This window comes from Pseudomonas sp. GL-R-19 (assembly GCF_019956375.1).
In the GTDB taxonomy this organism is placed as follows: Bacteria; Pseudomonadota; Gammaproteobacteria; order Pseudomonadales; family Pseudomonadaceae; genus Aquipseudomonas.
In genome coordinates this window covers 32,241-55,808 of sequence record NZ_JAHBDJ010000015.1, presented here as the reverse complement: position 1 = coordinate 55,808, position 23,568 = coordinate 32,241, and the positions used below count along the sequence as shown (strand labels likewise).

The following is a 23,568-nucleotide window of genomic DNA, read 5'->3' as shown; positions in this document are numbered from 1 at the left end:
GCTCGCGATGGCGATCTAAAAGGCGCCGCAGATATCAGCGCTTTTCAAGGTTTTCCGGCAGTGGCGCAAACAGCGCCTCGATATCATCGTTCTGCAGTTTCCAGTCCCCGGCCTTGCGCCCATCCAGCACGCCGGCCGCGAGGTCGGATTTTTCCTTCTGCAGGTGCTGAATCTTTTCTTCCACTGTGCCGCGCGCAATCATTTTGTAAACGAACACCGGCTTCTCCTGACCGATGCGATACGCCCGGTCAGTCGCCTGGTTTTCCGTCGCCGGGTTCCACCACGGATCATAATGAATCACCGTGTCCGCTTCGGTCAGGTTCAGGCCAACGCCACCGGCCTTCAGGCTGATCAGAAATATCTGACGTTTGCCGCTCTGGAATTCTTTCACCGGCGTGCGGCGGTCGCGAGTCTGGCCAGTCAGCAGGGCGTAGGCCACGCCGCGTTTGTTCAGTTCGTCTTCGATCAGCGACAGCATTGAGGTGAACTGCGAGAACAGCAGGATCCGCCGACCTTCCTCGAACAGTTCTTCGAGCATTTCCATCAGGCTGTCGAGCTTGCCTGACGTGCTGCCACGGGTTGGCAGGGTCGCCTCGTTGACCAGGCGCAAATCGCAGCACACCTGGCGCAGCTTGAGCAGGGCTTCGAGAATGATGATCTGGCTGCGGGCCACGCCTTTGCGGGTGATTTCGTCGCGGACTTTCCTGTCCATGGCCAGGCGCATGGTTTCGTACACATCGCGTTGGGCCTCGTTGAGTTCGACCCAGTGGATGATCTCGGTTTTCGGCGGCAACTCGGTGGCCACCTGTTCCTTGGTGCGGCGCAGCAGAAAAGGTTTGATCCGACCGTTGAGGTGCTCAAGCCTGACCTCGCTGGTGCGTTTTTCAATCGGCACGCGGTAATCGCGGTTGAAACTTTTGACGTCGCCCAGCCAGCCGGGCAAGAGGAAGTGAAACAGCGACCAGAGTTCACCGAGATGGTTTTCCAGCGGTGTGCCGCTCAGGCACAGGCGCTGCCGGGCGTTCAGTTCGCGGGCGGCGTGGGCTGCCTTGCTGCCAGGGTTCTTGATGTATTGCGCTTCGTCCAGCACCAGTATGTGCAAGGGCTGCGCCGCCAGGCGTTCGACATCCTTGGGCAGCAGCGCATAGGTGGTCAGGATCAGATCGTAGTCGGCCAGCTTGTCGAAGTGCTTTTTGCGGCTGGCACCGTACAGTGCCAGTACCTTGAGCTGCGGCGTAAAGTGCGCCGCTTCGTCGAGCCAGTTGGGGATCAGGCTGGTCGGCATCACGACCATGCACGGCCGGTCGAGGCGGCCGGCGTTTTTCTCGCTCAGCACGTGCGCCAGTGTCTGCAGGGTTTTGCCCAGGCCCATGTCGTCCGCGAGAATTCCACCCACTTCCAGCTGCCGCAGCGACTGCATCCAGCTCAAGCCTTCGAGCTGATACGGACGTAGCGTCGCATTCAGGCCGTCCGGGGCGGCGGCCGTGTGGTCCTTGATGTCGCGCAGGCGCTGGGCAAAGGTGCGGATCTGTTCGCCGCCCTCCCACAGTAGCGGCATGTCTTCCAGCGGGTTCAGGCGCGTGGCATCGGCCTTGCTCAGGCGCAGCGTGGTGTCGCCGGGCTCCTGCAGGTAGAACTCGCCGAGGGTGGCCAGCACCGGCTTCAAGCGGCCGAAGGGCAGGGCGACTTGCAGCGGGCCGTGCTCGGAGTTCGGGCGATTGGGGATGTTGACCAGGATCAGCTCGTCGTCGCGGCGTCGGGCAAGGCGTTCCGGGTTGAGGATTTCGGTGTGGGAGCGCATCAGGTTGAGCAGGATCGGCAACAGGCTCAGGCGTTCGCCGTTGACGATGATCCCCAGTTCCAGATCGAACCAGTCGCGCTCCGGTACCTGTTCGACCGTGGCGTACCAGTCGTCTACCGCCGTCAGGTCGAAGCCGAAGTCCTCGTCGATCTGCAATTCCCAGCCCTGGGTGCGCAACTTCGGCAGTTCATTGAGGGTAAAGGTCAGCCAGGCGCTGTCATTGATCATCTCGAACAGCTCGCCGGCACTTTCCGGCAGGGCCTTGCTTTGCCGGGTGGCGACTTTGAAGCCAAGGATTCGCAGCTGTTCCCGGTAGGACTGTTCCACTTCCGGGTGGCGTTTTATCCGCAGCGTCTGGCTTTCCTGACGAATCAGGATGTCGGCGTTTTTCTGTCCGCAAACGTACTCGTCCAGGTAACTGAAAGACAGCGCCGCCCGATGCTGGATGTATCGCTGCATTCGACCGTTGCGCGGTTCGAACGCGCTGAACTCGATGCTGGCCAGCCACAGGCGCGGGAGGGGCTGCACATTGTCCACCAGCACTTGCGGCGGGGCTTTCGGGCTGCGGTTTTCCAGGACTGCCTGGAGTTTTTCCAGAAGTTCGGCGTCTTTGGCGGCAGCGGGGTAGTCGAGGGTTTCCTGCACTTGCAGGAGCACCGCTGCGCAATGTTTGCAGTTGTTGTGGACCGGGCACGAGCAGGTGGCGTCGACCATCAGCAGCGTGCCCTTGGCTGACTCGCGCAGGCGAATGGTCTGACGGTAAACGTTACTGCCAGAGCCTTCGCAAACGGCGATGATCGTGGCGTCGCCGGCCTCGACGATCCTGACACGGTTCTCCAGCGCGTAGCGGCGGCCACGCTCCAGGCTCTGTTCCTTGAATCGGCTGACCCAGGAGGGTGCCAGGGGTTTGCTCAGGGTCGCGGACATAAGGACTTCAATCAGTCCGGAATTTCATCGGGGACTGGCCGTGGTGCGGGGGCGGTCAGCGAGGTGATCTTGATCAGCAGGCCGAGGTGGCCGTTGTCGAGGAAGTTCAACTGGCCGTTCTTGGTGTGGCTTTCCTGTTTCAGGCGCTCGCTGGCGGTCACCATGCCATTGGCATCGATCTGATTGACCCAGAAATCGGCGTCGACGTCGGTAAAGCGTCCCAGCGTCATGTTCAGCGTGCCTTCGATCGGGAACTGACCATATTGTTCCTTGCCGTCGCTGATCGCCACTTTGCTGGCAGTTTCGCCGAGGGGCTGTTGCCAGGCCTTGTGCAGCAACACCGTGTAGTCGGCGCTCCTGGTGAGTTTTTCCACCTCGCCATTCAGACTTGGCGTACGCAAGCTGTCGGCGCTGACCGGTTGGGCGCCAGCGGCCCAGTCTTCCGGTGCGGCGCGGCTGACAATCGCCGGTACGGCGTTTTGACGGACCAGAATCATTTCGACCTGATACAGGTCATCGGCAAATGCCGTGGGTGCGACCAGCGCTGGAATGAGCAGGGTCAGCAGGGTCAGTGAGCGAAACAGGCGCATGCGGCGTCCTTCAAGCAGTTTTCGGAACGAGGCGCTCGAACAGCGCCTCTACAGTATTAAAGCGCTCTTCCGGGCGCTCCATCGGAACCATGAACTTGAACATCGTGGCGCCTTCGAATTTGTAGCGTTTTGGCTGGCCCTGGATCAGCTTGATCAGGGTCAGCGGGTCGACCGGCGTCTGCGCGGCGAACTCGACGCGACCGCCTTGCGGGCCGCCATCGACTTTCTTGATGCCCAGTTGCTCGGCCTGCAATTTCAATGCAGTGATGCGGATCAGGTTCTTGGTCGGTTCCGGCAACAGGCCGAAACGGTCGATCATCTCCACTTGCAGATCCTTGAGGCCTTCCTCATCGGTGGCCGAAGCGATGCGCTTGTAAAGAATCAGGCGGGCGTGAACGTCCGGCAGGTAGTCCTCGGGAATCAACGCCGGAACCCGCAGGTTGACCTCCGGACCGCCGCCGAGCGGTTGGTCGAGGTTTGGCTGCTCGCCCTTGCGGATCGACTTCACCGCGCGCTCGAGCATTTCCATGTACAGCGTGAAGCCGACCGCCTGGATCTGCCCGCTCTGACCGTCGCCGAGCAGTTCGCCAGCGCCGCGGATTTCCAGGTCGTTGGTGGCGAGCACGAAGCCCGCGCCGAGGTCCTGGGTGTTGGCGATCGCTTCCAGACGCTTTTCCGCGTCCGGGGTGATTTGCTGGCGCGGTGGCGTCAGCAGATAGGCGTACGCCTGGTGGTGGCTGCGTCCGACCCGGCCGCGCAACTGGTGCAACTGTGCCAGGCCGAACTTGTCGGCACGCTCGATGATGATGGTGTTGGCGCTCGGTACGTCGATGCCGGTCTCGATGATGGTCGAGGCGATCAGCACGTTGAAGCGCTTGTGGTAGAAGTCGCTCATCACCTGTTCGAGATCGCGTTCGCGCATCTGCCCGTGGCCGATAGCGATCCGGGCTTCCGGTACCAGTTCGGCGAGGTCGGCGGCGCATTTCTCGATGGTCTTCACGTCGTTGTGCAGGTAGTAGACCTGGCCGCCACGCAGCAACTCACGCAGCAAGGCCTCTTTGACCGTGCTCTTGTTCTGCTCCATGACGAAGGTGCGTACCGACAGGCGACGGGCCGGCGGCGTGGCGATGATCGACAGATCGCGCATGCCCGACACCGCCATGTTCAGCGTGCGCGGAATCGGCGTGGCGGTCAGGGTCAGGATGTCGACTTCGCTGCGCAGCGCCTTGAGCTGTTCTTTCTGACGGACACCGAAACGGTGTTCTTCGTCGATGATCACAAGGCCAAGGTTTTTGATCTTCACGTCGTCCTGCAGCAGCTTGTGCGTGCCGATGACGATGTCGATCTTGCCTTCGGCCAGGTCCGCGACCGCCGCATTCACTTCCTTGGCCGACTTGAAACGGCTCATCACTTCCACGGTCACCGGCCAGTCGGCGAAGCGGTCGCGGAAGCTGTTGTAATGCTGCTGGGCGAGCAGGGTGGTCGGCACCAGGATCGCCACCTGGCGTCCACCGTGGACTGCAATGAACGCCGCGCGCATCGCCACTTCGGTCTTGCCGAAGCCAACGTCGCCGCACACCAGGCGATCCATAGGCTTGGGCGCGAGCATGTCCTCGCGCACCGCTTCGATGGTGGTTTGCTGGTCCGGGGTTTCTTCGAACGGGAAACCGGCGCTGAAGGTGGCGTAGTCGGCTTTCGGATCGGCGAAGGCGTAGCCTTCGCGGGCGGCGCGGCGGGCATAGATGTCGAGCAACTCGGCGGCCACGTCGCGCACCTGTTCGGCGGCTTTGCGCTTGGCTTTTTGCCAGGTCTCGGAGCCGAGGCGGTGCAGCGGGGCCAGGGCGTCGTCGCTGCCGGTGTAGCGGGCGATCAAGTGCAGGTTGGCCACCGGCACATAGAGCTTGGCGCCTTCGGCGTATTCCAGGGCGAGGAACTCGGCGGTCTGGCTGTCGATTTCCAGGGTCGCAAGGCCCAGGTAGCGACCGACACCGTGGTCGATGTGCACCACCGGTGCACCTTCGCGCAGCTCGGTGAGGTTCTTGATCACGGCATCGTTGTTGGCATCGGTGCGCTTTTCGCGGCGACGGCGCTGCATCACGCGCTGGCCGAACAACGGGCTTTCGGCAACCAGGGCCAGGGCCGGGTCGTCCAGCAGCAAGCCTTCGTCGAGCGGGGCGATGGTGATCGCCAGGCGATCCTTGCCGGCGACAAAGTCTGGCCAGCTGTCGACGGTCTTCGGTCGCAGCTTCAGGCGTTCCAGCAGTTCCAGCAGCACTTCGCGGCGGCCTGCGGATTCGGCGGTAAACAGTACGCGACCGGGGAACTGGTCGAGGAAGTCGGCCAGTGCCGCCAACGGTTGGGTGGCCTTGGCTTCGATCGCCAGGTTGGGCAACTCGCGAGCCGGGAAACGCTCGCGACCGCTACCGCTTTCTACATCCTGTTGACTGGCCACTACGCGCGGCCAGTTCTTCAGGCGCGCGAAGCAGTCTTCCACCGGCAGGAACAGTTCGGCGGGCGGTAATAAAGGACGGGACGGGTCGACGCGGCGCTCTTCATAGCGATTACGCACGTCGTTCCAGAAGTTTTCCGCGGCTTGCTCGATGCCCGGCAGGGAAAACACTTGCGTGTCCTGGGGCAGGTAATCGAACAGCGTCGAGGTTTCTTCGAAGAACAGCGGCAGGTAGTACTCGATACCGGCCGGGGTAATCCCGCTGCTCAAGTCCTGGAAAATCGGGCAGCGGCGGAAATCGACGTCAAAACGCTCGCGGAAGCGCGCCTTGAAGCGGGTGACCGCTTCTTTCTGCAGTGGGAATTCCTTGGCCGGCAACAGCTTGACCGAGTTGACCTTGTCGATGGAGCGCTGGTTCTCCGGGTCGAAGGTGCGCAGGGTTTCGATTTCGTCGTCGAACAGATCGATGCGATACGGCAGCTTGCTGCCCATCGGGAACAGATCGATCAGCGAACCGCGAACGGTGAACTCGCCGTGTTCATACACGGTATCGACGTAGCGATAGCCCGTGGCTTCAAGGCGGGTGCGCATTTGCTCGACGTCGAGCTTCTGGCCGATATCCAGCACCAGGCTGCTGCCGAGCAGGAATTTGGTCGGTGCCAGGCGGTGCAGGGCGGTCGTGATCGGCACTACCAGCACGCCATGGCTCAGTTCCGGCAGCCGGTACAGGCTGGCGATGCGCTGGGAAATGATGTCCTGGTGCGGCGAGAACAGGTCGTAGGGCAGGGTTTCCCAGTCGGGAAAGTGCAATACGGGCAAATCCGGGGCGAAGAAGCCCAGCTCCTGTTCCAGCCGTTCGGCACTTTGGCTGTCGGCGGTCAGTAGCAGGGTAAAGCGCTTGGCAGCGCTGGCGGCCTCGGCGATGGCCAGGCTCAGGGCGGCACCGGGCAGGTTGCCCCAGTGCTGTTTACCTGCCGCGGCAGGGAGAAGCGGTAGACGCAGAACGGGCACGGAAGGTTGAGCTCCAAGCGTTGCGACAAAGTCGGTAATTGTAGCGGTCTACGATGCCGCCTGTCAGTTGCAGACTGCGTCTAAAGCACGGGTTTGGTGAAATGTAGTGGTAAAGACAAAATTCGGCGGTTTTTTGCCAGAAATTACTGAATATGTAGTGGCAAAAACAACGAGTGTTACGGAGGGTTACGGACAACGAGGCGTGACCTCCAAAAAATTGACTGCGCTGAAAGCCCCGGTTTTATTGGGCTGGCGCGAGGCGTAAGTTTTTTGAACGATGAATTGTTACGAAAAGTACGACGGGCGCGCATTGCTACGGCGGTCACTCGGCGGCATAATGTAGCCCCTTTTTTCTGCCCCTACATAGTGGAAGGTTCCCGTGACTCAGAAGCCCGACCAGTGTCTTGGTGAATGGATCGACCGTGAAGCACTCGCAGAAGCGATGATTCCGCTTATCGGTCAGCTCTACCGCAATAACAACGTGGTGAGCTCGATCTATGGCCGCAGCCTGATCAATCGTTCAGTCATTGCGATTCTCAAAGCTCACCGCTTTGCTCGTCACCGTCAGTCCGACGAAAGCGAGCTGTCCGTCCACGAAACATTCCCGCTTATCAAGGCGATGAGCGAGCTCAAGCTCGGCGCCGCTTCGGTGGACCTGGGCAAGCTGGCAGCCAAATTCAAGGCCGAAGGCAATGGCCGTACCGCCGAGCAGTTCGTCCGTGAAGAACTGGCTGACGTGGTTGGCCAGCAAAACGCATCCGCCCGCAAAGGCACCGACGTTGTCCTCTACGGCTTCGGTCGTATCGGCCGTCTGCTGGCGCGCATCCTGATCGAGAAAACCGGTGGTGGCGACGGCCTGCGCCTGCGCGCCATCGTGGTCCGCAAGGGCGCCGAGAACGACCTGGTCAAGCGTGCCAGCCTGCTGCGCCGCGACTCGGTTCATGGTCCGTTCGATGGCACCATCACCATCGATGAAGCCAACAACACCATCACCGCCAACGGCAACCTGATCCAGGTGATCTACGCCAAGAGCCCGGCCGAAGTCGACTACACCCAGTACGGCATCGAAAACGCTCTGATCGTCGACAACACCGGTGTATGGCGTGACGCCGACGGCCTGGGCCAGCACCTGGCCTGCCCGGGCGCTGCCCGCGTGATCCTCACCGCACCTGGCAAGGGCGCGCTGAAGAACATCGTTCACGGCATCAACCACGGCGACATCAGCCCTGACGACAAGATCATCTCGGCGGCTTCCTGCACCACCAACGCCATCGTGCCGGTGCTCAAGGCAGTCAACGACAAGTACGGCATCATCAACGGCCACGTCGAAACCGTTCACTCGTTCACCAACGACCAGAACCTGATCGACAACTTCCACAAGGGCAGCCGTCGTGGCCGCGCCGCGCCGCTGAACATGGTTATCACCGAGACCGGTGCCGCCACCGCAGCCGCCAAGGCGCTGCCAGTGCTCAAGGGCAAGCTGACCGGCAACGCGATTCGCGTGCCTACGCCGAACGTGTCGATGGCCATCCTGAACCTGAACCTGGAAAAGGCCACCACTCGCGAAGAGATCAACGAGTACCTGCGCCAGATGGCCATGCACTCGGACCTGCACAAGCAGATCGACTACGTGAGCTCCCAGGAAGTGGTTTCCACCGACTTCGTTGGCTCGCGCCACGCAGGCGTAGTGGACGCGGAAGCGACCATCACCCAGGATAACCGCGTTGTTCTGTACGTCTGGTACGACAACGAGTTCGGTTACAGCTGCCAGGTAGTTCGCGTGATGGAAGACATGGCCGGTGTAAACCCGCCAGCCTTCCCGCGCTAAGCCTTTAGCGGCACATGAAGCGCCCCGACTTTGGTCGGGGCGTTTTTGTTTGTGCGCTCCGCAATAAATACGCTTTAGAAACAATCCTGTAGGAAAAGGATCGTTTCTATTGGCGAAACTTCTGAATCATTCCTTTGACCCTGCCGTGAGGGTCGCGACGCTGTTAGCGTCCGCCGCATTATTTCTGAACACCCTTCCCAGGATATGGATTTTGAAATGAATGCACCCTTGCAGCCTTTGTATACCAACGATGTTTCCCCAGAGTATCTGCGCAGTCTGGACAATCCACACTTCACTGAGCAGCAAATTGCGCAATTTCATGAGCACGCCCAAGTGGTTGTGCGTCAACAGCAGGCTTACATCGACGCTCATCCTGCTATCGCCATCTTCCGGTGCGCAACCGAGGGCAGCCACACCCGTAACGGCGGGGTGATCCAGCAAGGGACAGGGCCGCTGGAGTTCAAGTTGGAAAATGGACGCTCGGTGCGCGTAGCGCGAAAAGGCGACTACGTCCTGTATGCCGATGACAGTACGGCGCAAATCATCACCGGCGCAGGGCAAGACAACAATGATGTGGCGCTGGTCGGCAGCATGCTCAGCAATGGCGACGAAATCATCAATACACCGCAAGGCGGCTACGTGTTTATTGCGCGCGAAGGTGTGTCGATGGGCGAGGATTTTTTGCCATCGGTCGCGGATTAAGTGGCGAAGTCTGGCGCTGTCCAAAGCTGTCTCAGTGCTGCGTTGCTTAAATGCTCACGCAGCTGACGGTCGCAACCCATGGCCTTAAACCTTCTGGGCTCGGCCGGAAGTAATGGAGAAGAAATTCAATGAAAGAAGGACATTTCATCGGTCTGAATGACCGAACCACCTGCGGTGGAAAAGTTCTCGATGGTGACACCCGGATCATGATGTATGGCGTCGCGCATGCCCGCGATGGTGATCGAGTCACGTGTGGAAAAGACGGGAAGACCTATCGGATCGTCGGTGGTATTTCGCACATGATCAGTCATGGAAAGCTCATGGCTGGTACGCTGGACAGTTACAGCAACTGCCCCTGTAAAGCTCGGCTGATCCCCACCGTAATGACGGCCACGTATCAAAGCAACGCAAGCCCTGTGCAGCCGGCCGCGAGGGCTGCAGGCTCACCGGCGGCTCCGGCTGAAAACAGCTTTACGGCCAAGCCTCAGGTGGTTGATCTGAAGCTGGCAGATAAGATCTCTGCACCACCCGGCGACCTTGGTGGAAGCGAAGCCTGTAACCATCCAGACCAGATGGAAGAGCTTGCCAGCTACATCGCAGGTGAGATGAATAGGAACATCAAGCATCCGTCCGTGTTGAAAATGAAAGAGCTGATGAGCTACGACAGCAGCGCGCAAGCCAGGAAATTTCGGGCGTTACCCTGGTACGCCAGACTGGCTGGACCACCAAATTTCAACGGAATTGCATGGACGAAGAAGCTTGAGGCGATGGCGATTTGGACGAAGCAGGTGGGTCAGAATATGGAGTGGGATCACAAGCCGAAGCTGGAGGCGATGTATGACGGTGTCGTTCGGCACAAGCAAGGGAGGTACGAGTACTACTACGATATTTGGTCGAATATCCATTATGGGTACGTCGGCATCGTAGGAGGGCTTTCAGAAAGCGTATTGTTAGATGGCGCGGGAGTTGAACAAATAGGTTCGGACACAAAAAGGTGGTTAGAAGACCGTAAGAAGAACCCCGGGCCGCATCTAACGGCGAGTCTATCTGATGGGCTGCGGGCATTTGACGATATCGCAGATAGAGTGGCGATAAGTATTGGTGTGAAACTCGCCAATCGACACTCAAGTGGTGGGGTGACAGCTAAAATTATCATGGCCGAAGTGCTGGCAGTCGCACCCGAAAATTGGGGGGATGGAGTCCGTGTCCACACCTGTACGTAAAACAGGTCCGAGGTATAGAAGGTGGTTGTGGATTCCATTTGTGTATCTGGCCATTAGCTACTGGGATATTGCACTTCCGACTGTAACCATTCACTACTCCGAAAATGGAAGGGAGGAACTCAGGTATATCTGGAATGTCCAGCACCGGATATACAAAGGCGGGATGCAACCCGGCGGAGGTACGGTCGATAATGGTTTTTTGTTTCCGGATGATAATTTTTTTATGGAAATCTCCTGGTGGAGCAAAAATGTTCGTGCCCACTGCGTCAACATAACTCCGAAGTGGCCTAATACGGATATCTATCTTGATGCCAATGGTGATATTGATCTCAGCGAAGGCAGCGGCACTGATTCGGACCGACTAAAACAATGCAAAACAGACACGGCTAGCCCATGAAAGAGGCAAAGGAATAAAAACGACTACACAATTTGTAGTGCGACTTTGGGGGGTATGAAGTCCGTGTTCACGCCTAAAAAACCTCGGTCGCGCTACATTCGGTGGCTATGGATTCCGTTGCTACCGCTATTGCTGCCCCTGCTGGTGCTTTTGCTGATTGTCCTCTGGCGAATTATTGTGCTTCCTACCGCAACCGTCCATTACTCCAAGAATGGCGTTGACGAACTGCGGTTCATCTGGAATGTGCAGCACCGGATTTACAAAGGAGACCTCCCCCCGGCAGCAGCACACGGGACCATGGGTTCTTGTTTCCAGATGAGAAGTTTTTCATGGAGATCTCTTGGTGGAACGATAAAGATCTCCGGCACTGCGTCAATATAACGCCGACATGGTCCAATACGCACATCTACCTCGATGCCAACGGCGATATCGATCACAGCGAAGGCAGCGGTACGGATTCGCATCGACTAAAACAATGCATCACTGATACAGCGAGCCCATGAAGAGCCAAGGGATCAAAGCGACATGCAGTGCGATTCTGGGAGATGGAATTCGTGTCCACGACTGCAAGTAAATCCCGGAGACGGTATAAGCGATGGTTGTGGATTCCAGTTGTGTTTTTGGCCATCACTCATTGGGATATTGCGTTACCTACTGTGACTGTTCACTACTCCGAAGATGCTCGTGGCGAACTTAAATACATATGGAACGTGCAGGACCGTATTTTCAAGGGGCGTATGCAACCCGGAGGCGGTACGCGTGATTATGGCTTTCTGTTTCCGGATGAGAATTTTTTCATGGAAATTTCCTGGTGGAACGATGGCGCGCTCCGACATTGCGTCAACGTAACCCCTAGGTGGCCCAATACGCATATTTACCTCAATGCCAACGGCGACATTGATCACAGCGAAGGCAGCGGCACGGATTCGGGTCGACTAAAACAATGCGTCACCGATACCGCGACTCCATGAAAAGACCCCGTTTGCAGCCGTTGCTGTTCGGTCAAGTATTTAGTAGGAGCGAACTTGCTCCGGGCGGTGTTCCGATGATGCAGCCAAGAACGCTGCGTTTAACTAGTGAGCACGCGTTATCGTTGACGACCATCGCGAGCAGGCTCGCTCCCACAGGGTTTGGTGGTGTTTGCGCGGTAGTGATTACGCCAGCCATTCAATGTGGGAGCGAGCCTGCTCGCGATAGCGGTCTGACAGAAATATCAATGTTGACTGTGATGACCTCATCGCGGGCAAGCCCGCTCTCACAGGGATTGTGGCCGGCCGTGGGATTGGCGGTCACTGAAGATCAAAATGGTGGGAGCGGGCTTGCTCGCGAAAGCGGTGGATCAGTCGACACCTCTGTTGAATGTGCCGGCCTCTTCGCGAGCAAGCCCGCTCCCACAGTTCTATCGCATAATGGCTGGCCCTGGCGGCGTGTCAGGGGATGTTTCGGGGAACTCGGGAATTGTTGATCAGGTGGCAGGGGGTGGCATTTTTGCTGCTCGGCGCACTATCAGGTTGTGGTAACGGCGACGCCCTCGAAACCTTCGGCGGCCCGACCATGGGCAGCACTTATTCGATCAAGTATGTGCGCCATGCCGGCCTGCCGGCGCAGGACGAGGTCCGTGTCCAGGTTGAGCAGATCCTCGCTGATATTGACCGGAAAATGTCGACCTACCGCAGCGACTCGGACATCGAGCGCTTCAATGCATTACCGGCCAACCGCTGTCAGGCAATGCCGGCGTCGATCCTCGAATTGGTCCGCGTGGGTGAGCAGCTGTCAGTGCAAAGCGACGGTTCCTACGATCTGACGGTGGAGCCGTTGCTCAATCTCTGGGGATTTGGTCCGCAGGCCCGCGGGGAAAAAGTCCCGAGCGCCGAAGCGCTCGCCGAAGCCCGCCAGCGCGTCGGCCACGAACACTTGCGCATCGAGGGCGACCGGTTGTGCAAGGACGCCGCGGTCGAGGTCGACTTCAACAGCATCGCCGCCGGTTTCACCGTTGACACGATTGCTGCAAGGATCGAGGAAAAAGGCATCCACGATTACCTCGTCGAAGTCACCGGCGAACTCAAGGCCGCTGGCAAGAAGCCCGACGGCTCACCATGGCGCATCGCCTTGGAAGAACCTCGGGATGACCGGCAGGTGGCCGAGCGGGTCATTGTTGTCGATGGTTATGGCCTGTCCACGTCCGGCGACTATCGTAATTACTTCGAGCAGGACGGCCAGCGTTTTTCCCACACTTTCGATGCGCGCAGCGGTGCGCCGGTCTCACACCGTCTGGCATCGGTCACGGTGATTCATCCTTCGGCGTTGATGGCCGATGGCTTATCGACGCTGTTGCTGATTCTTGGTCCTGAGCGCGGTTGGGACTACGCAGAAAAACACGCTATCGGCGCATTTTTTGTGATTCGTGCCGATACAGGTTTCGTCACGCGCAGCAGTCTCGCTTTTGAACGCCTCAGTGGCGAAAAAACCGAGTGATTGTGGCGATTTGAGCATTGAAAACTGGCGTTGTAGTGCAGGCAAAAGTAGCCTACGACGCGACCAAGGGTTAATGTGCGCGGCGTTGACGCTTCTATAGACTGTGTCCGGGTTCTGCACTGGCCCCAAATTGTTCCTTCATGCCACGCATTGGCGTGATTTAGCCGCAGGTGCCGAGGGTGCCGCGGCCTGTTCTGAGGAGTACGCATGGCTGTCTACAACTACGACGTGGTGGTGCTGGGTTCCGGCCCGGCGGGAGAAGGCGCGGCAATGAACGCCGCCAAGGCAGGGCGCAAGGTCGCGATGGTCGATAGCCGTCGCCAGGTCGGCGGCAACTGCACTCACTTGGGCACCATCCCGTCCAAGGCACTGCGTCACTCGGTGCGGCAGATCATGCAGTTCAACACCAACACGATGTTCCGAGCCATCGGTGAGCCGCGCTGGTTCTCCTTCCCGGACGTGTTGAAAAGCGCCGAGAAAGTCATTTCCAAACAAGTCGCTTCGCGTACCGGCTACTACGCCCGTAACCGCGTCGACGTGTTCTTCGGCACCGGCAGCTTCGCCGACGAGCAAACCATCGAAGTGGTCTGCGCCAACGGCGTGGTCGAAAAGCTGGTGGCCAAGCACATCATCATCGCCACCGGTTCGCGTCCTTATCGCCCGGCGGACATCGATTTCCACCACCCGCGTATCTACGATAGCGACACCATCCTGAGCCTCGGCCACACCCCGCGCAAACTCATCGTTTACGGCGCCGGCGTGATCGGTTGCGAATACGCCTCGATCTTCAGCGGTCTGGGTGTATTGGTTGAACTGGTGGACAACCGTGGGCAACTGCTGAGCTTCCTCGACTCGGAAATCTCCCAGGCCCTGAGCTACCACTTCAGCAACAACAACATCACGGTTCGCCATAACGAAGACTACGACCGCGTCGAAGGCGTGGACAATGGCGTGATCCTGCACCTCAAGTCCGGCAAGAAGATCAAGGCCGACGCCTTGCTCTGGTGCAACGGTCGTACCGGCAACACCGATCAGCTGGGTCTGGAAAACATCGGCGTGAAGGTCAACAGCCGTGGCCAGATCGAAGTCGACGAGGCATACCGCACCTGCGTGCCGAACATCTACGGCGCCGGTGACGTGATCGGCTGGCCGAGCCTGGCCAGTGCCGCCCATGACCAGGGTCGTTCGGCCGCTGGCAGCATCGTCGATAACGGTAGCTGGCGTTTCGTGAATGACGTGCCGACCGGCATCTACACCATTCCGGAGATCAGCTCGATCGGCAAGAACGAGCAGGAGCTGACCCAGGCCAAGGTGCCGTACGAAGTCGGCAAGGCGTTCTTCAAGAGCATGGCGCGGGCGCAGATCGCCGGCGAGCCGCAAGGCATGCTGAAGATCCTGTTCCACCGTGAAACCCTGGAAGTGCTGGGTGTTCACTGCTTCGGTTATCAGGCGTCGGAGATCGTGCACATCGGTCAGGCGATCATGAACCAGCCGGGCGAACAGAACACCCTGAAGTACTTCGTCAACACCACGTTTAACTACCCGACCATGGCCGAAGCCTATCGGGTAGCGGCATACGACGGCCTCAACCGGCTTTTTTGAGCGGCTCCGGCCGGTGGCCTGAGCCGGCCGGGGAGACCGATTTCAGCAATTCTCGAGCGTGGCGGTGGCCAAACCGGGAAAGTCTGTAATCAGGCTGTCAACGCCGAAGTCGGCGAGCCTGCGCATCAGCGCGGGCTCGTTGACGGTCCATACCGACACATGCAGCCCCTGACGCTGCGCCCTTTGCAGGCGTTCCGGCGTGCACAGGGTCCAGTTCAGCGCCAGGATCTCACAGCCATAGCTGGCCGCGACCTTCAGCGGGTCGAGCCAGGCGTACTCGGCCACCAGCCCGCGGGATACGTCCGGCACCAGTTCCAGCGCCGCCTTGAGCACTTCACGGGAACTCGAAGTGATCGTCACCTTGTCCATCAGGCCATGACGCTGGACCATTTCGCGAATCGCCAGCACGGTGGTCGCGGCACGCATCCTTGATGCACTTTTGACCTCCAGCTGCCAGTGATCGAAGTCGCATTTCTCGAACAGTTCTTCCAGCGTCGGAATCGGGCACGGCTTGATCCAGCCCGGGCCGCCCATGCGTGCGTCATAGGTCACAAGCTCCGCCGCCGTGTGTTCGACGACCTTGCCGCGACGGTCCGTGGTGCGTTTGAGGGTCGGGTCGTGAATGACCATCAGCTCGCCATCCATGGACAGGTGCAGGTCCAGTTCGCAGCGACGCACGCCGTGCTTGAGACATTCCTGAAAGCTGGTCAGGGTGTTTTCCGGTGCTTCGCCCTTGGCGCCGCGATGGCCGTAGATGAGGGTCACGGTTCTTCCTTAAATTAATTGCCTGATTCGAGTTGTTCGCGGGCCAGTCGTCGTTCCTGGGCCTGCTTTTGCAAGATGTGGCGGGCCAGCAGTTGGCGCTGGGCGTCGGTCAGGTGTTCGAACTCGGTGCCGACGTCATAGCCATCGCCCTTGCGGTCGCAATGGGTGACGCGAGCGCGCAGCAGCAGGCCCAGGGCTTGCGGCATCAGCACCAGCTTGACCGACAGGTGTGCGCCGGCGGCAATGGGCGTTGGATGCTGAAAGTCGATGCCGCCTTCGGAGATGATCACCGGCTGCGGTTCGCCGATCTGCCCGAGCACTGTCAGAGCGACGACCTGGCTCAGCAAATCGATGCGTTTGTTCTGGGATTTGAGGAATGCGGCGGTCGTGCGGTCGCGTTCGCTGAGCTGGCGCAACAGGTGTTGCGACTCAAATTCGCTCAGGTGCAGTTCGCTGAGCAAGTTGAAGAGTGGGGAAGCATCCTGCAACACTTCCTGGCCTGTGGCTTCAGCAGCGGACAGGAGCCGAATTTCCAGTGCGATCGTATCCTCGATACGGTAGTATTCGCGGCGATCTTCTTCATCTAATGTCGACATGGCGAACCCATGGTAGCGGCGGTGGTCTGAGTGTAAAGCTGGTTATCGACCCCCGCCACAAGGACGTTCCTTTTCCCTCCGAACAAGCCCCGACATGTTCAGACCTCTCTTCGTATTTATCGGCACGCGTTACACCCGTGCAAAGCGTCGCAATCATTTTGTGTCATTCATTTCCCTGACTTCGATGATCGGGCTCGCCCTTGGCGTGGTCGTGATGATCGTGGTGCTGTCGGTGATGAACGGCTTCGATCATGAGATGCGCACCCGCGTGCTGGGCATGGTGCCCCACGCGACCATCGAGTCCGGCGAGCCGATCAGCGATTGGCAAAGCCTGGCGGCCAAGGTCAAGCAGAACCCGCAGGTGACGGCCGTGGCGCCGTTTACGCAAATGCAGGGCTTGCTGACCAATAACGGCAAGGTCTCGAAAGTCCTGCTCAATGCCATCGACCCGGCGCAAGAGCGTCAGGTGTCGATCATCGATCACTTCATGACCCAGGGAAAACTCGACGATCTGGTGCCGGGTGAGTTCGGCATCGTCATCGGCGACAAGGCGGCGGCCAAGCTCGGTGCCGTGATCGGCGACAAGCTGACCTTCGTCGCCCCGGAGGTCACCGTGACCCCGGCCGGGATGTTCCCGCGCATGAAGCGCTTTACCGTGGTCGGCATCTTCCATGTCGGCGCCGGCGAGCTCGATGGCTATCTGGGCGTCACCAACCTGCAGGACCTGGCCCGGCTGCATCGCTGGAAACCGGATCAGGTCCAGGGCTTGCGCCTGAAGTTCGACGACCTGTTCCAGGCGCCGCGCACCGCGTGGAGCATCGCCCGCGATCTCGGTGAAGACCGCTTCTACGCCCGCGACTGGACCCGCACCCACGGTAACCTGTACCAGGCGATCCGCATGGAAAAAGCCATGATCGGCCTGTTGCTGCTGCTGATCGTCGCGGTCGCGGCGTTCAACATCATTTCCACGCTGGTGATGGTGGTGAACGACAAGAAGGGCGACATCGCGATCCTGCGCACCTTGGGCGCCACGCCGGGCACGATCATGCGCACGTTCATGGTGCAGGGCACAGTGATTGGCGTGGTCGGCACGGCCATAGGCGCTGTGGTCGGCATCTTCGCCGCGCTGAATGTCAGTGCCGCGATTTCGGCCCTCGAAGGACTGATCGGGCACAAATTCCTCAACGCCGACGTGTATTTCATCGATTACCTGCCATCGCAAGTGCAGAGCCAGGACGTCGTGATGGTCTGCTCTGCGGCGTTGGTCCTGAGTTTCCTCGCCACCCTGTATCCAGCCTGGCGTGCCGCGCGCACCCAGCCTGCGGAGGCGCTACGTTATGAGTGAGTCGGGCATGAGTGATAAAGCAATCTTGAGCTGCCGCAGCCTGGGCAAGTCCTACGAGGAAGGCCCGGAATCGGTGGAAGTGTTGGCCGGCCTGCAACTGGAGTTGCACCCGGGAGAGCGCGTGGCGATTGTCGGCAAGTCGGGCTCGGGCAAAAGTACCTTGCTCAACCTGCTGGGCGGCCTCGATACGCCGACCAAGGGCAGCGTCTGGCTCGACGGTGAAGAGCTGTCGGCGCTGAGCGAGAAGAAACGCGGCCTGCTGCGTAATCGCGCCCTCGGCTTCGTGTATCAGTTCCACCACCTGCTGCCGGAATTCACTGCGCTGGAAAACGTCTGCATGCCGCTGCTGATCGGCAAGACCGCGATCCCCGAGGCGCGTCAGCGTGCCACGGCGTTGCTGGAGCGGGTAGGGCTGGGCCATCGCCTGGAGCACAAACCGGCCGAATTGTCCGGTGGCGAGCGTCAGCGTGTGGCCATCGCCCGCGCCCTGGTGAACACACCGGGCCTGGTGATGCTCGACGAGCCAACCGGCAACCTCGACTCCCACACCGCCCAGGGCATTCAGGACTTGATGCTGGAACTCAGCACCTCGATGCGCACGGCGTTCCTGGTGGTGACCCACGACATGAACCTGGCCCGCCAGATGGACCGCGTCCTGCACCTGCAGGAAGGTTGCCTCACGCCTATCTGATTGGCTGAAACCCGATGCCTGGAAAGGCGTCGGGTCATTTATTTCCATACGGTGCCCCAGCGAATGTTCAGACCGTTATCGATCTTTATCGGCACGCGCTATACCCGCGCCAAGCGCCGCAATCGCTTTGTTTCCTTCATCTCGATGACCTCGATGATCGGCCTCGCCCTCGGCGTGCTGGCGATGATCGTGGTGTTGTCGGTGATGAACGGCTTCCAGCGCGAAATGAGCTCGCGCATCCTTGGCATGGTGCCCCACGCCACCATCGTCGGCGTCAACCCGATTGACGACTGGAAACCCGTGGCAGCGGCCGCGATGAAAAATCCGGAAGTGACGGCGGCGGTGCCGTTCACCGAGATGGAAGGCATGCTGTCCTACAAGGGCACGATGCAGCCAATCCAGGTCAGCGGCGTCGATCCGGCGCTGGAAGGCCAGGTGTCGATCGTCGCCAAGCACATCGTCCAGGGCAGTCTCGAAGCCCTGAAACCGGACGAATTCGGTGTGGTGATCGGCGAGATCACGGCGCGCCGCTTCCGCTTGAACGTCGGCGACAAGATCACCCTGATCGTGCCGGAAGTCAGCAATGCGCCGGGTGGCATTACCCCGCGCATGCAACGGCTGAATGTGGTCGGTGTGTTCAAGGTCGGCGCCGAACTGGACGGCACCATGGCGCTGATCCACATGGCCGATGCCGCGCAGATGCAGCACTGGGAGCCGAATCAGGTGCAGAGCGTGCGCCTGGCGGTGAAGGACCTGTATGCCGCGCCGCAGGTGTCGAGCGATATCGCCACGGGGCTGGGCGCCGCCTACAAGGCTGACGACTGGACCCACACCCAGGGCAGCCTGTTCAGTGCGATGAAAATGGAAAAAACCATGATCGGCCTGCTGTTGCTGATGATCGTTGCGGTGGCGGCGTTCAACATCATCGCGACCCTGATCATGGTGGTGAACGACAAGGGCGCGGACATCGCGATCCTGCGTACCATCGGCGCCACGCCACGGCAGATCATGGCGATCTTCATGGTGCAGGGCACCGTGATCGGTATCGTCGGCACCCTGATTGGCGGTGTGTTGGGCGTGATTGCCGCGTTGAACGTCAGCCAGATCGTGGGCTGGATCGAGCGGGTCAGCGGGCAGCATATCTTCAGTTCCGACGTGTATTTCGTCAGCAACCTGCCGTCCGAGCTGCAAGGCGCGGATGTGGCGCTGATCTGCACGGCGGGCTTCGTCATGAGCTTCCTGGCCACGGTTTACCCGGCGTGGCGGGCGGCGAAGATCGAGCCGGCTCATGCACTGAGATATTCGTAACCCGTAACACTGCCTTCGCGAGCAGGCTCGCTCCCACATTAGATCTGAGTCAACTCGGTCAACTGTGGGAGCGAGCCTGCTCGCGAAGAGGCCGGTCCTGCCAGCCTCAATGTCCCTTTCGGAAGCCGCTTTCGCTGGCAAGCCAGCTCCTACAGGTGATGGAGGCCAGAACTGTTGGCCTCAATCTCCCCTTGGCAGCTCGATCACAAACCTGGTCCACCCATTCTCCGATTCACAACGAATCTGCCCGCCATGGGCACGGATGATCGACTGGGTGATCGCCAGTCCCAGTCCCGCATGTTCGCTGCTGCCTTCGCGGCGTGCCGGGTCTGCACGGTAAAAGCGGTCAAATAGCCGCGGCAATAGATCTTCGGGAATCTGTTGGCCGGTATTTTCAACAGTCAGGCGCAATTCTTTTGGTTGATCGACGATTCGCACCCGAACATCGCCATCGGCCGGTGTGAACCGCAGTGCATTGTCCAGCAGGTTCGACAGCGCCCGCCGCAACATGCTGCGGTCACCTTCGATACGGGCATTGCCGTCACGACTCAGTGTTACCCGCGCGTCTTCCGCCAGTGGCGCAAAAAACTCCAGCAGCAGGTCTGCTTCTTCGGCCAGTTCCAGCGCTTCGCGCTTGGGGATCAACAACCCATGGTCAGCCTTGGCCAGGTAGAGCATGTCGTTGACCAGTTGCGCCATCCATTGCAGTTCTTCGAGGTTGCTGTGCAGCGCTTCGCGATAGTCTTCGATGGGGCGAGGGCGGGTGAGGGTGACCTGGGTGTGGGTCAGCAGGTTCGACAGTGGCGTGCGCAGTTCATGGGCAATGTCGGCGGAGAACGCGGACAGGCGCTGAAACGAGTCGTCGAGGCGTCCGAGCATGGCGTTGAAGTTGTGGGCCATTTCCGCCAGTTCCGGCGGCATGTTTTCTTCAGGCAAGCGCGCGTTCAGCGATTGCGCGGAAACGCCGCTGGCCACCGCACTGATCCGCCGCAACGGGCGCAAGCCGCTGCGTGCCGCCCAGGCGCCCAGCAGTGCGGTGGCCAGGGCTGACAGGCCGACGGTCAGCCAGATCAAACGCTGCATGCGTTGCAGAAAATGCTGGTGGTGGGTGATGTCCAGCAGCAGGGTCAGTTGCGGGGACTCGGGTTTGTCCGCGAAAAGCGGCGCATTCAGCACGCGGTAATCCATGCCTTCATGGCTCACCGTCGACAACCCGGGCTGGCGCGGCAATGTCTGCGGAATGTTGGTCGAGCTGTCAAACCAGCGCTGGCCATCGCTGCCGGTGATTCGTAGGGGCAGGCCAGCCTGCCGGCTCAGTTCCTTGGCCAGTTTCACTTCGCTGTCACTCGACTGGAAGTCGTGCAAGGCCCGACGCAAGCCAATCAGTTTGCCGACCAGCAGTTGCTGGTCCAGCTCAATGAAGTGCGCCTCGCTGGCGCGGCTGAACAGTACCCCGGCGAACAACGACACCACGGCGGTGCACGCCGCAAACAACAGCGCCAGGCGGCTGCTCAAGGACAGCCGGCGCATCAGGCGGGGCGCTCTTCGAGGACGTAACCCATGCCGCGCACGGTGTGGATCAGTTTGTTGGGGAATTCATCGTCGATCTTCAGGCGCAGACGACGGATCGCCACCTCGATGACATTGGTGTCGCTGTCGAAATTCATGTCCCAGACCTGGGACGCAATCAGCGACTTGGGCAGGACTTCGCCCTGGCGGCGCAGGAGCATTTCCAGCAGGGCGAACTCCTTGGCGGTCAGGTCGATACGCTGGCCGCTGCGTTCGACCCGGCGACGGATCAGGTCCAGGCGCAAATCGGCCAGTTGCAGGCTGGTCTCCTGAGGCGTGGCACTGCCGCGACGCAACAGGCTGCGCACTCGTGCCAGCAGTTCGGAGAAGGCAAACGGCTTGACCAGATAGTCATCGGCGCCCAGTTCGAGGCCGTGAACCCTGTCCTCCACGGCGTCACGCGCCGTCAGAAAAAGTACCGGCGTGTCCAGGCCAGCGCTGCGCACCGCTTGCAGAATCTGCCAGCCGTCACGACCCGGCAGCATCACATCGAGAATCAGCAGGGCATATTCGCCGCTGAGGGCCAATTGCTGGCCGGTGTTGCCATCGGCCACCAGTTCCGTGTTGAACCCGGCCTCGGCCAGGCCTTGGCGCAGGTAATGGCCGGTTTTCGGTTGGTCTTCGACGATCAGCAGTTTCATGGGCGACTCATGGCAAATGGAACGAACGCTTTATACCGTGGGCGGCGTTCTTACAGGGCAACCTGACAAAGTTGTAATCAGGCTGTCAGGTTGCGGGCAGTGCTGGCAGTTTAGAGTTTTTCGCATGCCGAGCCTTATCTTCTTGGAGTATGACGATGTTTTTACGCAAATCCGTGGCGCAAATCCTGTGTTTGCTGGCGCTGAGTTCACCGGTGTGGGCGGAGGTCGGGCATTCCTACGATTTCGGTCAACCGGCCTCGGCGGCCAAGGCGACCCGCAGCGTCGAATTGGTCATGGGTGACATGTCCTTCACGCCGCAGGCCATCGACATCAAGGCCGGGGAAACCGTGCGCTTCGTGCTGGTCAATAAAGGCCAGTTGTTGCATGAGTTCAACCTGGGGGATGCGGCGATGCACGCCAGACACCAGCAGGAAATGCTACAGATGCAACAGAGCGGCATGCTGATGCCGACCGGCATGAAGGCAATGGACCACGGCAACATGGTCGGCATGGATCACGGCCAAATGGACCAAGGCATGAAGCATGACGACCCCAACAGCGTGCTGGTGGAGCCGGGCAAGACCGCCGAGCTGACCTGGACCTTCAGCAAGGCCACCAGCCTCGAGTTTGCCTGCAACATTCCCGGTCATTATCAGGCCGGCATGGTCGGTAAACTGACAGTCAGTCAGTAAGCACTCAAAGGCGGGAGCAAAGGCTGATAGAATCCGCTGATTCTTCAGTCAGGTTTCCGCCATGCATCCCGCAGCCGAACATTCGCCGCTGGGCAAGTCCAGCGAATACATCGCCACCTACACGCCGTCCTTGCTGTTCCCGATCCCGCGCACCGCGAAGTGGGCGGAACTGGGCCTGACGGCGCAAACCCTGCCGTATAAAGGCGTGGACTTCTGGAACTGCTTCGAATTGTCCTGGCTGCTGCCGTCGGGCAAGCCGGTGGTGGCGATCGGCGAATTCAGCATTCCGGCGGATTCGCCGAACATCATCGAATCGAAGTCGTTCAAGTTGTACCTCAACTCCCTGAACCAGACGCCGTTTGCCGATACCGCGAGCCTCGAGGCGACGTTGGTCAAGGATTTGTCGGCGGCTGCCGGCAAGCCGGTGGGCGTGCGCATTCGCAGTCTCAAGGATGTCGAAAGCGAAGGCGTCGTGGCCTTGCCGGGCGTGTGCATCGACGAGCTGGATATCAGCGTCAGCAACTACGAGCATCCGCGGCCGGAACTGCTGCGTTGCGATGACTCGCGCATTGTCGAGGAGAGCGTGCACAGCCATTTGCTCAAGTCCAACTGCCCGGTCACCAGCCAGCCGGACTGGGGCAGCGTGGCGGTGGAGTACCGTGGCGCGGCGCTGGATCACGCGAGCCTGCTCGAATACATCGTCAGCTTCCGCCAGCATTCGGACTTCCATGAGCAGTGTGTAGAGCGGATCTTCCTCGACCTGCAGCGGTTGCTCAAACCGGAGAAACTGACGGTGTATGCGCGTTATGTGCGGCGCGGCGGGCTGGATATCAACCCGTATCGCAGTACTGAAGAAGTGCAGCTGCCAAACCATCGCCTGGTCCGCCAGTAACGATCCAATTGTAGGAGCGAGCTTGCTCGCGATGGTGTGTCAGTAGACGCCAAGGTAGCTGACA

Annotated in this window: 19 protein-coding genes; 12 read left to right on the top strand and 7 right to left on the bottom strand. The window is 59.9% G+C overall.

Features of this window, described 5'->3' with window-relative positions; all coding sequences use genetic code 11:
* Positions 1-34: 34 nt before the first annotated feature.
* From KGA83_RS09665 to mfd, 3 genes are read right to left on the bottom strand one after another with little or no spacing between them, the layout of a single operon-like run.
* Positions 35-2,728, bottom strand: coding sequence for a DEAD/DEAH box helicase (locus KGA83_RS09665; protein ID WP_223529571.1), 2,694 nt, complete (start codon positions 2,726-2,728; stop codon positions 35-37).
* A gap of 11 nt (positions 2,729-2,739) precedes the next feature.
* Positions 2,740-3,318, bottom strand: a complete 579-nt coding sequence (locus KGA83_RS09660) for a CsiV family protein (RefSeq protein WP_223529569.1) — start codon at positions 3,316-3,318, stop codon at positions 2,740-2,742.
* Positions 3,319-3,328: 10 nt separating this feature from the next.
* The gene (mfd, locus tag KGA83_RS09655; protein ID WP_108219242.1) at positions 3,329-6,778 is read right to left on the bottom strand and encodes a transcription-repair coupling factor; all 3,450 of its coding nucleotides are present in this window, start codon (positions 6,776-6,778) and stop codon (positions 3,329-3,331) included.
* A gap of 379 nt (positions 6,779-7,157) precedes the next feature.
* Here mfd and KGA83_RS09650 point away from each other — a divergent pair, with 379 nt between their 5' ends.
* From KGA83_RS09650 to sthA, 7 genes are all read left to right on the top strand, one after another.
* Complete coding sequence (locus tag KGA83_RS09650) at positions 7,158-8,606, top strand: glyceraldehyde-3-phosphate dehydrogenase (RefSeq protein WP_108219243.1); 1,449 nt, start codon at positions 7,158-7,160, stop codon at positions 8,604-8,606.
* A 216-nt stretch (positions 8,607-8,822) separates the two neighbouring features.
* Entirely contained in the window at positions 8,823-9,308 is a 486-nt protein-coding gene (locus tag KGA83_RS09645; RefSeq protein ID WP_223529567.1) for a hypothetical protein, read from the top strand.
* Positions 9,309-9,436: 128 nt separating this feature from the next.
* Entirely contained in the window at positions 9,437-10,531 is a 1,095-nt protein-coding gene (locus tag KGA83_RS09640; RefSeq protein ID WP_223529565.1) for a polymorphic toxin type 44 domain-containing protein, read from the top strand.
* A 40-nt stretch (positions 10,532-10,571) separates the two neighbouring features.
* Positions 10,572-10,928, top strand: coding sequence for a hypothetical protein (locus KGA83_RS09635; protein WP_108219245.1), 357 nt, complete (start codon positions 10,572-10,574; stop codon positions 10,926-10,928).
* Between the two features lie 614 nt (positions 10,929-11,542).
* Positions 11,543-11,899 (top strand): hypothetical protein, encoded by a 357-nt coding sequence (locus KGA83_RS09630; RefSeq protein ID WP_108219246.1) that lies wholly within the window; start codon positions 11,543-11,545, stop codon positions 11,897-11,899.
* Between the two features lie 466 nt (positions 11,900-12,365).
* A complete protein-coding gene (locus KGA83_RS09625; protein WP_223529563.1) occupies positions 12,366-13,403 on the top strand; it encodes an FAD:protein FMN transferase in 1,038 nt (345 codons plus the stop codon).
* A 207-nt stretch (positions 13,404-13,610) separates the two neighbouring features.
* Entirely contained in the window at positions 13,611-15,005 is a 1,395-nt protein-coding gene (gene sthA, locus KGA83_RS09620; protein WP_108219248.1) for a Si-specific NAD(P)(+) transhydrogenase, read from the top strand.
* A 42-nt stretch (positions 15,006-15,047) separates the two neighbouring features.
* Here the strand turns inward: sthA and KGA83_RS09615 are convergent, their stop codons facing one another.
* Together KGA83_RS09615 and KGA83_RS09610 are read right to left on the bottom strand one after the other, a co-directional pair.
* Positions 15,048-15,770: a glycerophosphodiester phosphodiesterase gene (locus tag KGA83_RS09615; RefSeq protein WP_115947571.1), complete on the bottom strand. Its 723-nt coding sequence runs from the start codon at positions 15,768-15,770 to the stop codon at positions 15,048-15,050.
* A gap of 14 nt (positions 15,771-15,784) precedes the next feature.
* Positions 15,785-16,366 (bottom strand): PilZ domain-containing protein, encoded by a 582-nt coding sequence (locus tag KGA83_RS09610; protein ID WP_108219250.1) that lies wholly within the window; start codon positions 16,364-16,366, stop codon positions 15,785-15,787.
* A gap of 94 nt (positions 16,367-16,460) precedes the next feature.
* Between KGA83_RS09610 and KGA83_RS09605 the strand changes: the two genes are divergently transcribed.
* The 3 genes from KGA83_RS09605 to KGA83_RS09595 all read left to right on the top strand — a co-directional run bounded on the left by KGA83_RS09605 (position 16,461) and on the right by KGA83_RS09595 (position 19,710).
* Positions 16,461-17,711, top strand: coding sequence for a lipoprotein-releasing ABC transporter permease subunit (locus tag KGA83_RS09605; RefSeq protein ID WP_115947572.1), 1,251 nt, complete (start codon positions 16,461-16,463; stop codon positions 17,709-17,711).
* Positions 17,712-17,718: 7 nt separating this feature from the next.
* Positions 17,719-18,402, top strand: a complete 684-nt coding sequence (gene lolD, locus KGA83_RS09600) for a lipoprotein-releasing ABC transporter ATP-binding protein LolD (protein ID WP_177323267.1) — start codon at positions 17,719-17,721, stop codon at positions 18,400-18,402.
* A 63-nt stretch (positions 18,403-18,465) separates the two neighbouring features.
* Complete coding sequence (locus tag KGA83_RS09595; RefSeq protein ID WP_223529561.1) at positions 18,466-19,710, top strand: lipoprotein-releasing ABC transporter permease subunit; 1,245 nt, start codon at positions 18,466-18,468, stop codon at positions 19,708-19,710.
* A 180-nt stretch (positions 19,711-19,890) separates the two neighbouring features.
* Here KGA83_RS09595 and KGA83_RS09590 read toward each other — a convergent pair whose 3' ends face one another.
* Both KGA83_RS09590 and KGA83_RS09585 read right to left on the bottom strand, forming a co-directional pair.
* Positions 19,891-21,240 (bottom strand): heavy metal sensor histidine kinase, encoded by a 1,350-nt coding sequence (locus KGA83_RS09590; RefSeq protein WP_223529559.1) that lies wholly within the window; start codon positions 21,238-21,240, stop codon positions 19,891-19,893.
* A complete protein-coding gene (locus KGA83_RS09585) occupies positions 21,240-21,920 on the bottom strand; it encodes a heavy metal response regulator transcription factor (RefSeq protein ID WP_007995297.1) in 681 nt (226 codons plus the stop codon). The genes KGA83_RS09590 and KGA83_RS09585 overlap by 1 nt, the downstream gene beginning before the upstream one ends.
* A gap of 155 nt (positions 21,921-22,075) precedes the next feature.
* Between KGA83_RS09585 and KGA83_RS09580 the strand changes: the two genes are divergently transcribed.
* Both KGA83_RS09580 and queF read left to right on the top strand, forming a co-directional pair.
* The gene (locus tag KGA83_RS09580) at positions 22,076-22,612 is read left to right on the top strand and encodes a plastocyanin/azurin family copper-binding protein (RefSeq protein ID WP_223529557.1); all 537 of its coding nucleotides are present in this window, start codon (positions 22,076-22,078) and stop codon (positions 22,610-22,612) included.
* 61 nt (positions 22,613-22,673) lie between these two features.
* Positions 22,674-23,504: an NADPH-dependent 7-cyano-7-deazaguanine reductase QueF gene (gene queF / locus KGA83_RS09575; protein ID WP_218428821.1), complete on the top strand. Its 831-nt coding sequence runs from the start codon at positions 22,674-22,676 to the stop codon at positions 23,502-23,504.
* Positions 23,505-23,568: the final 64 nt, after the last annotated feature.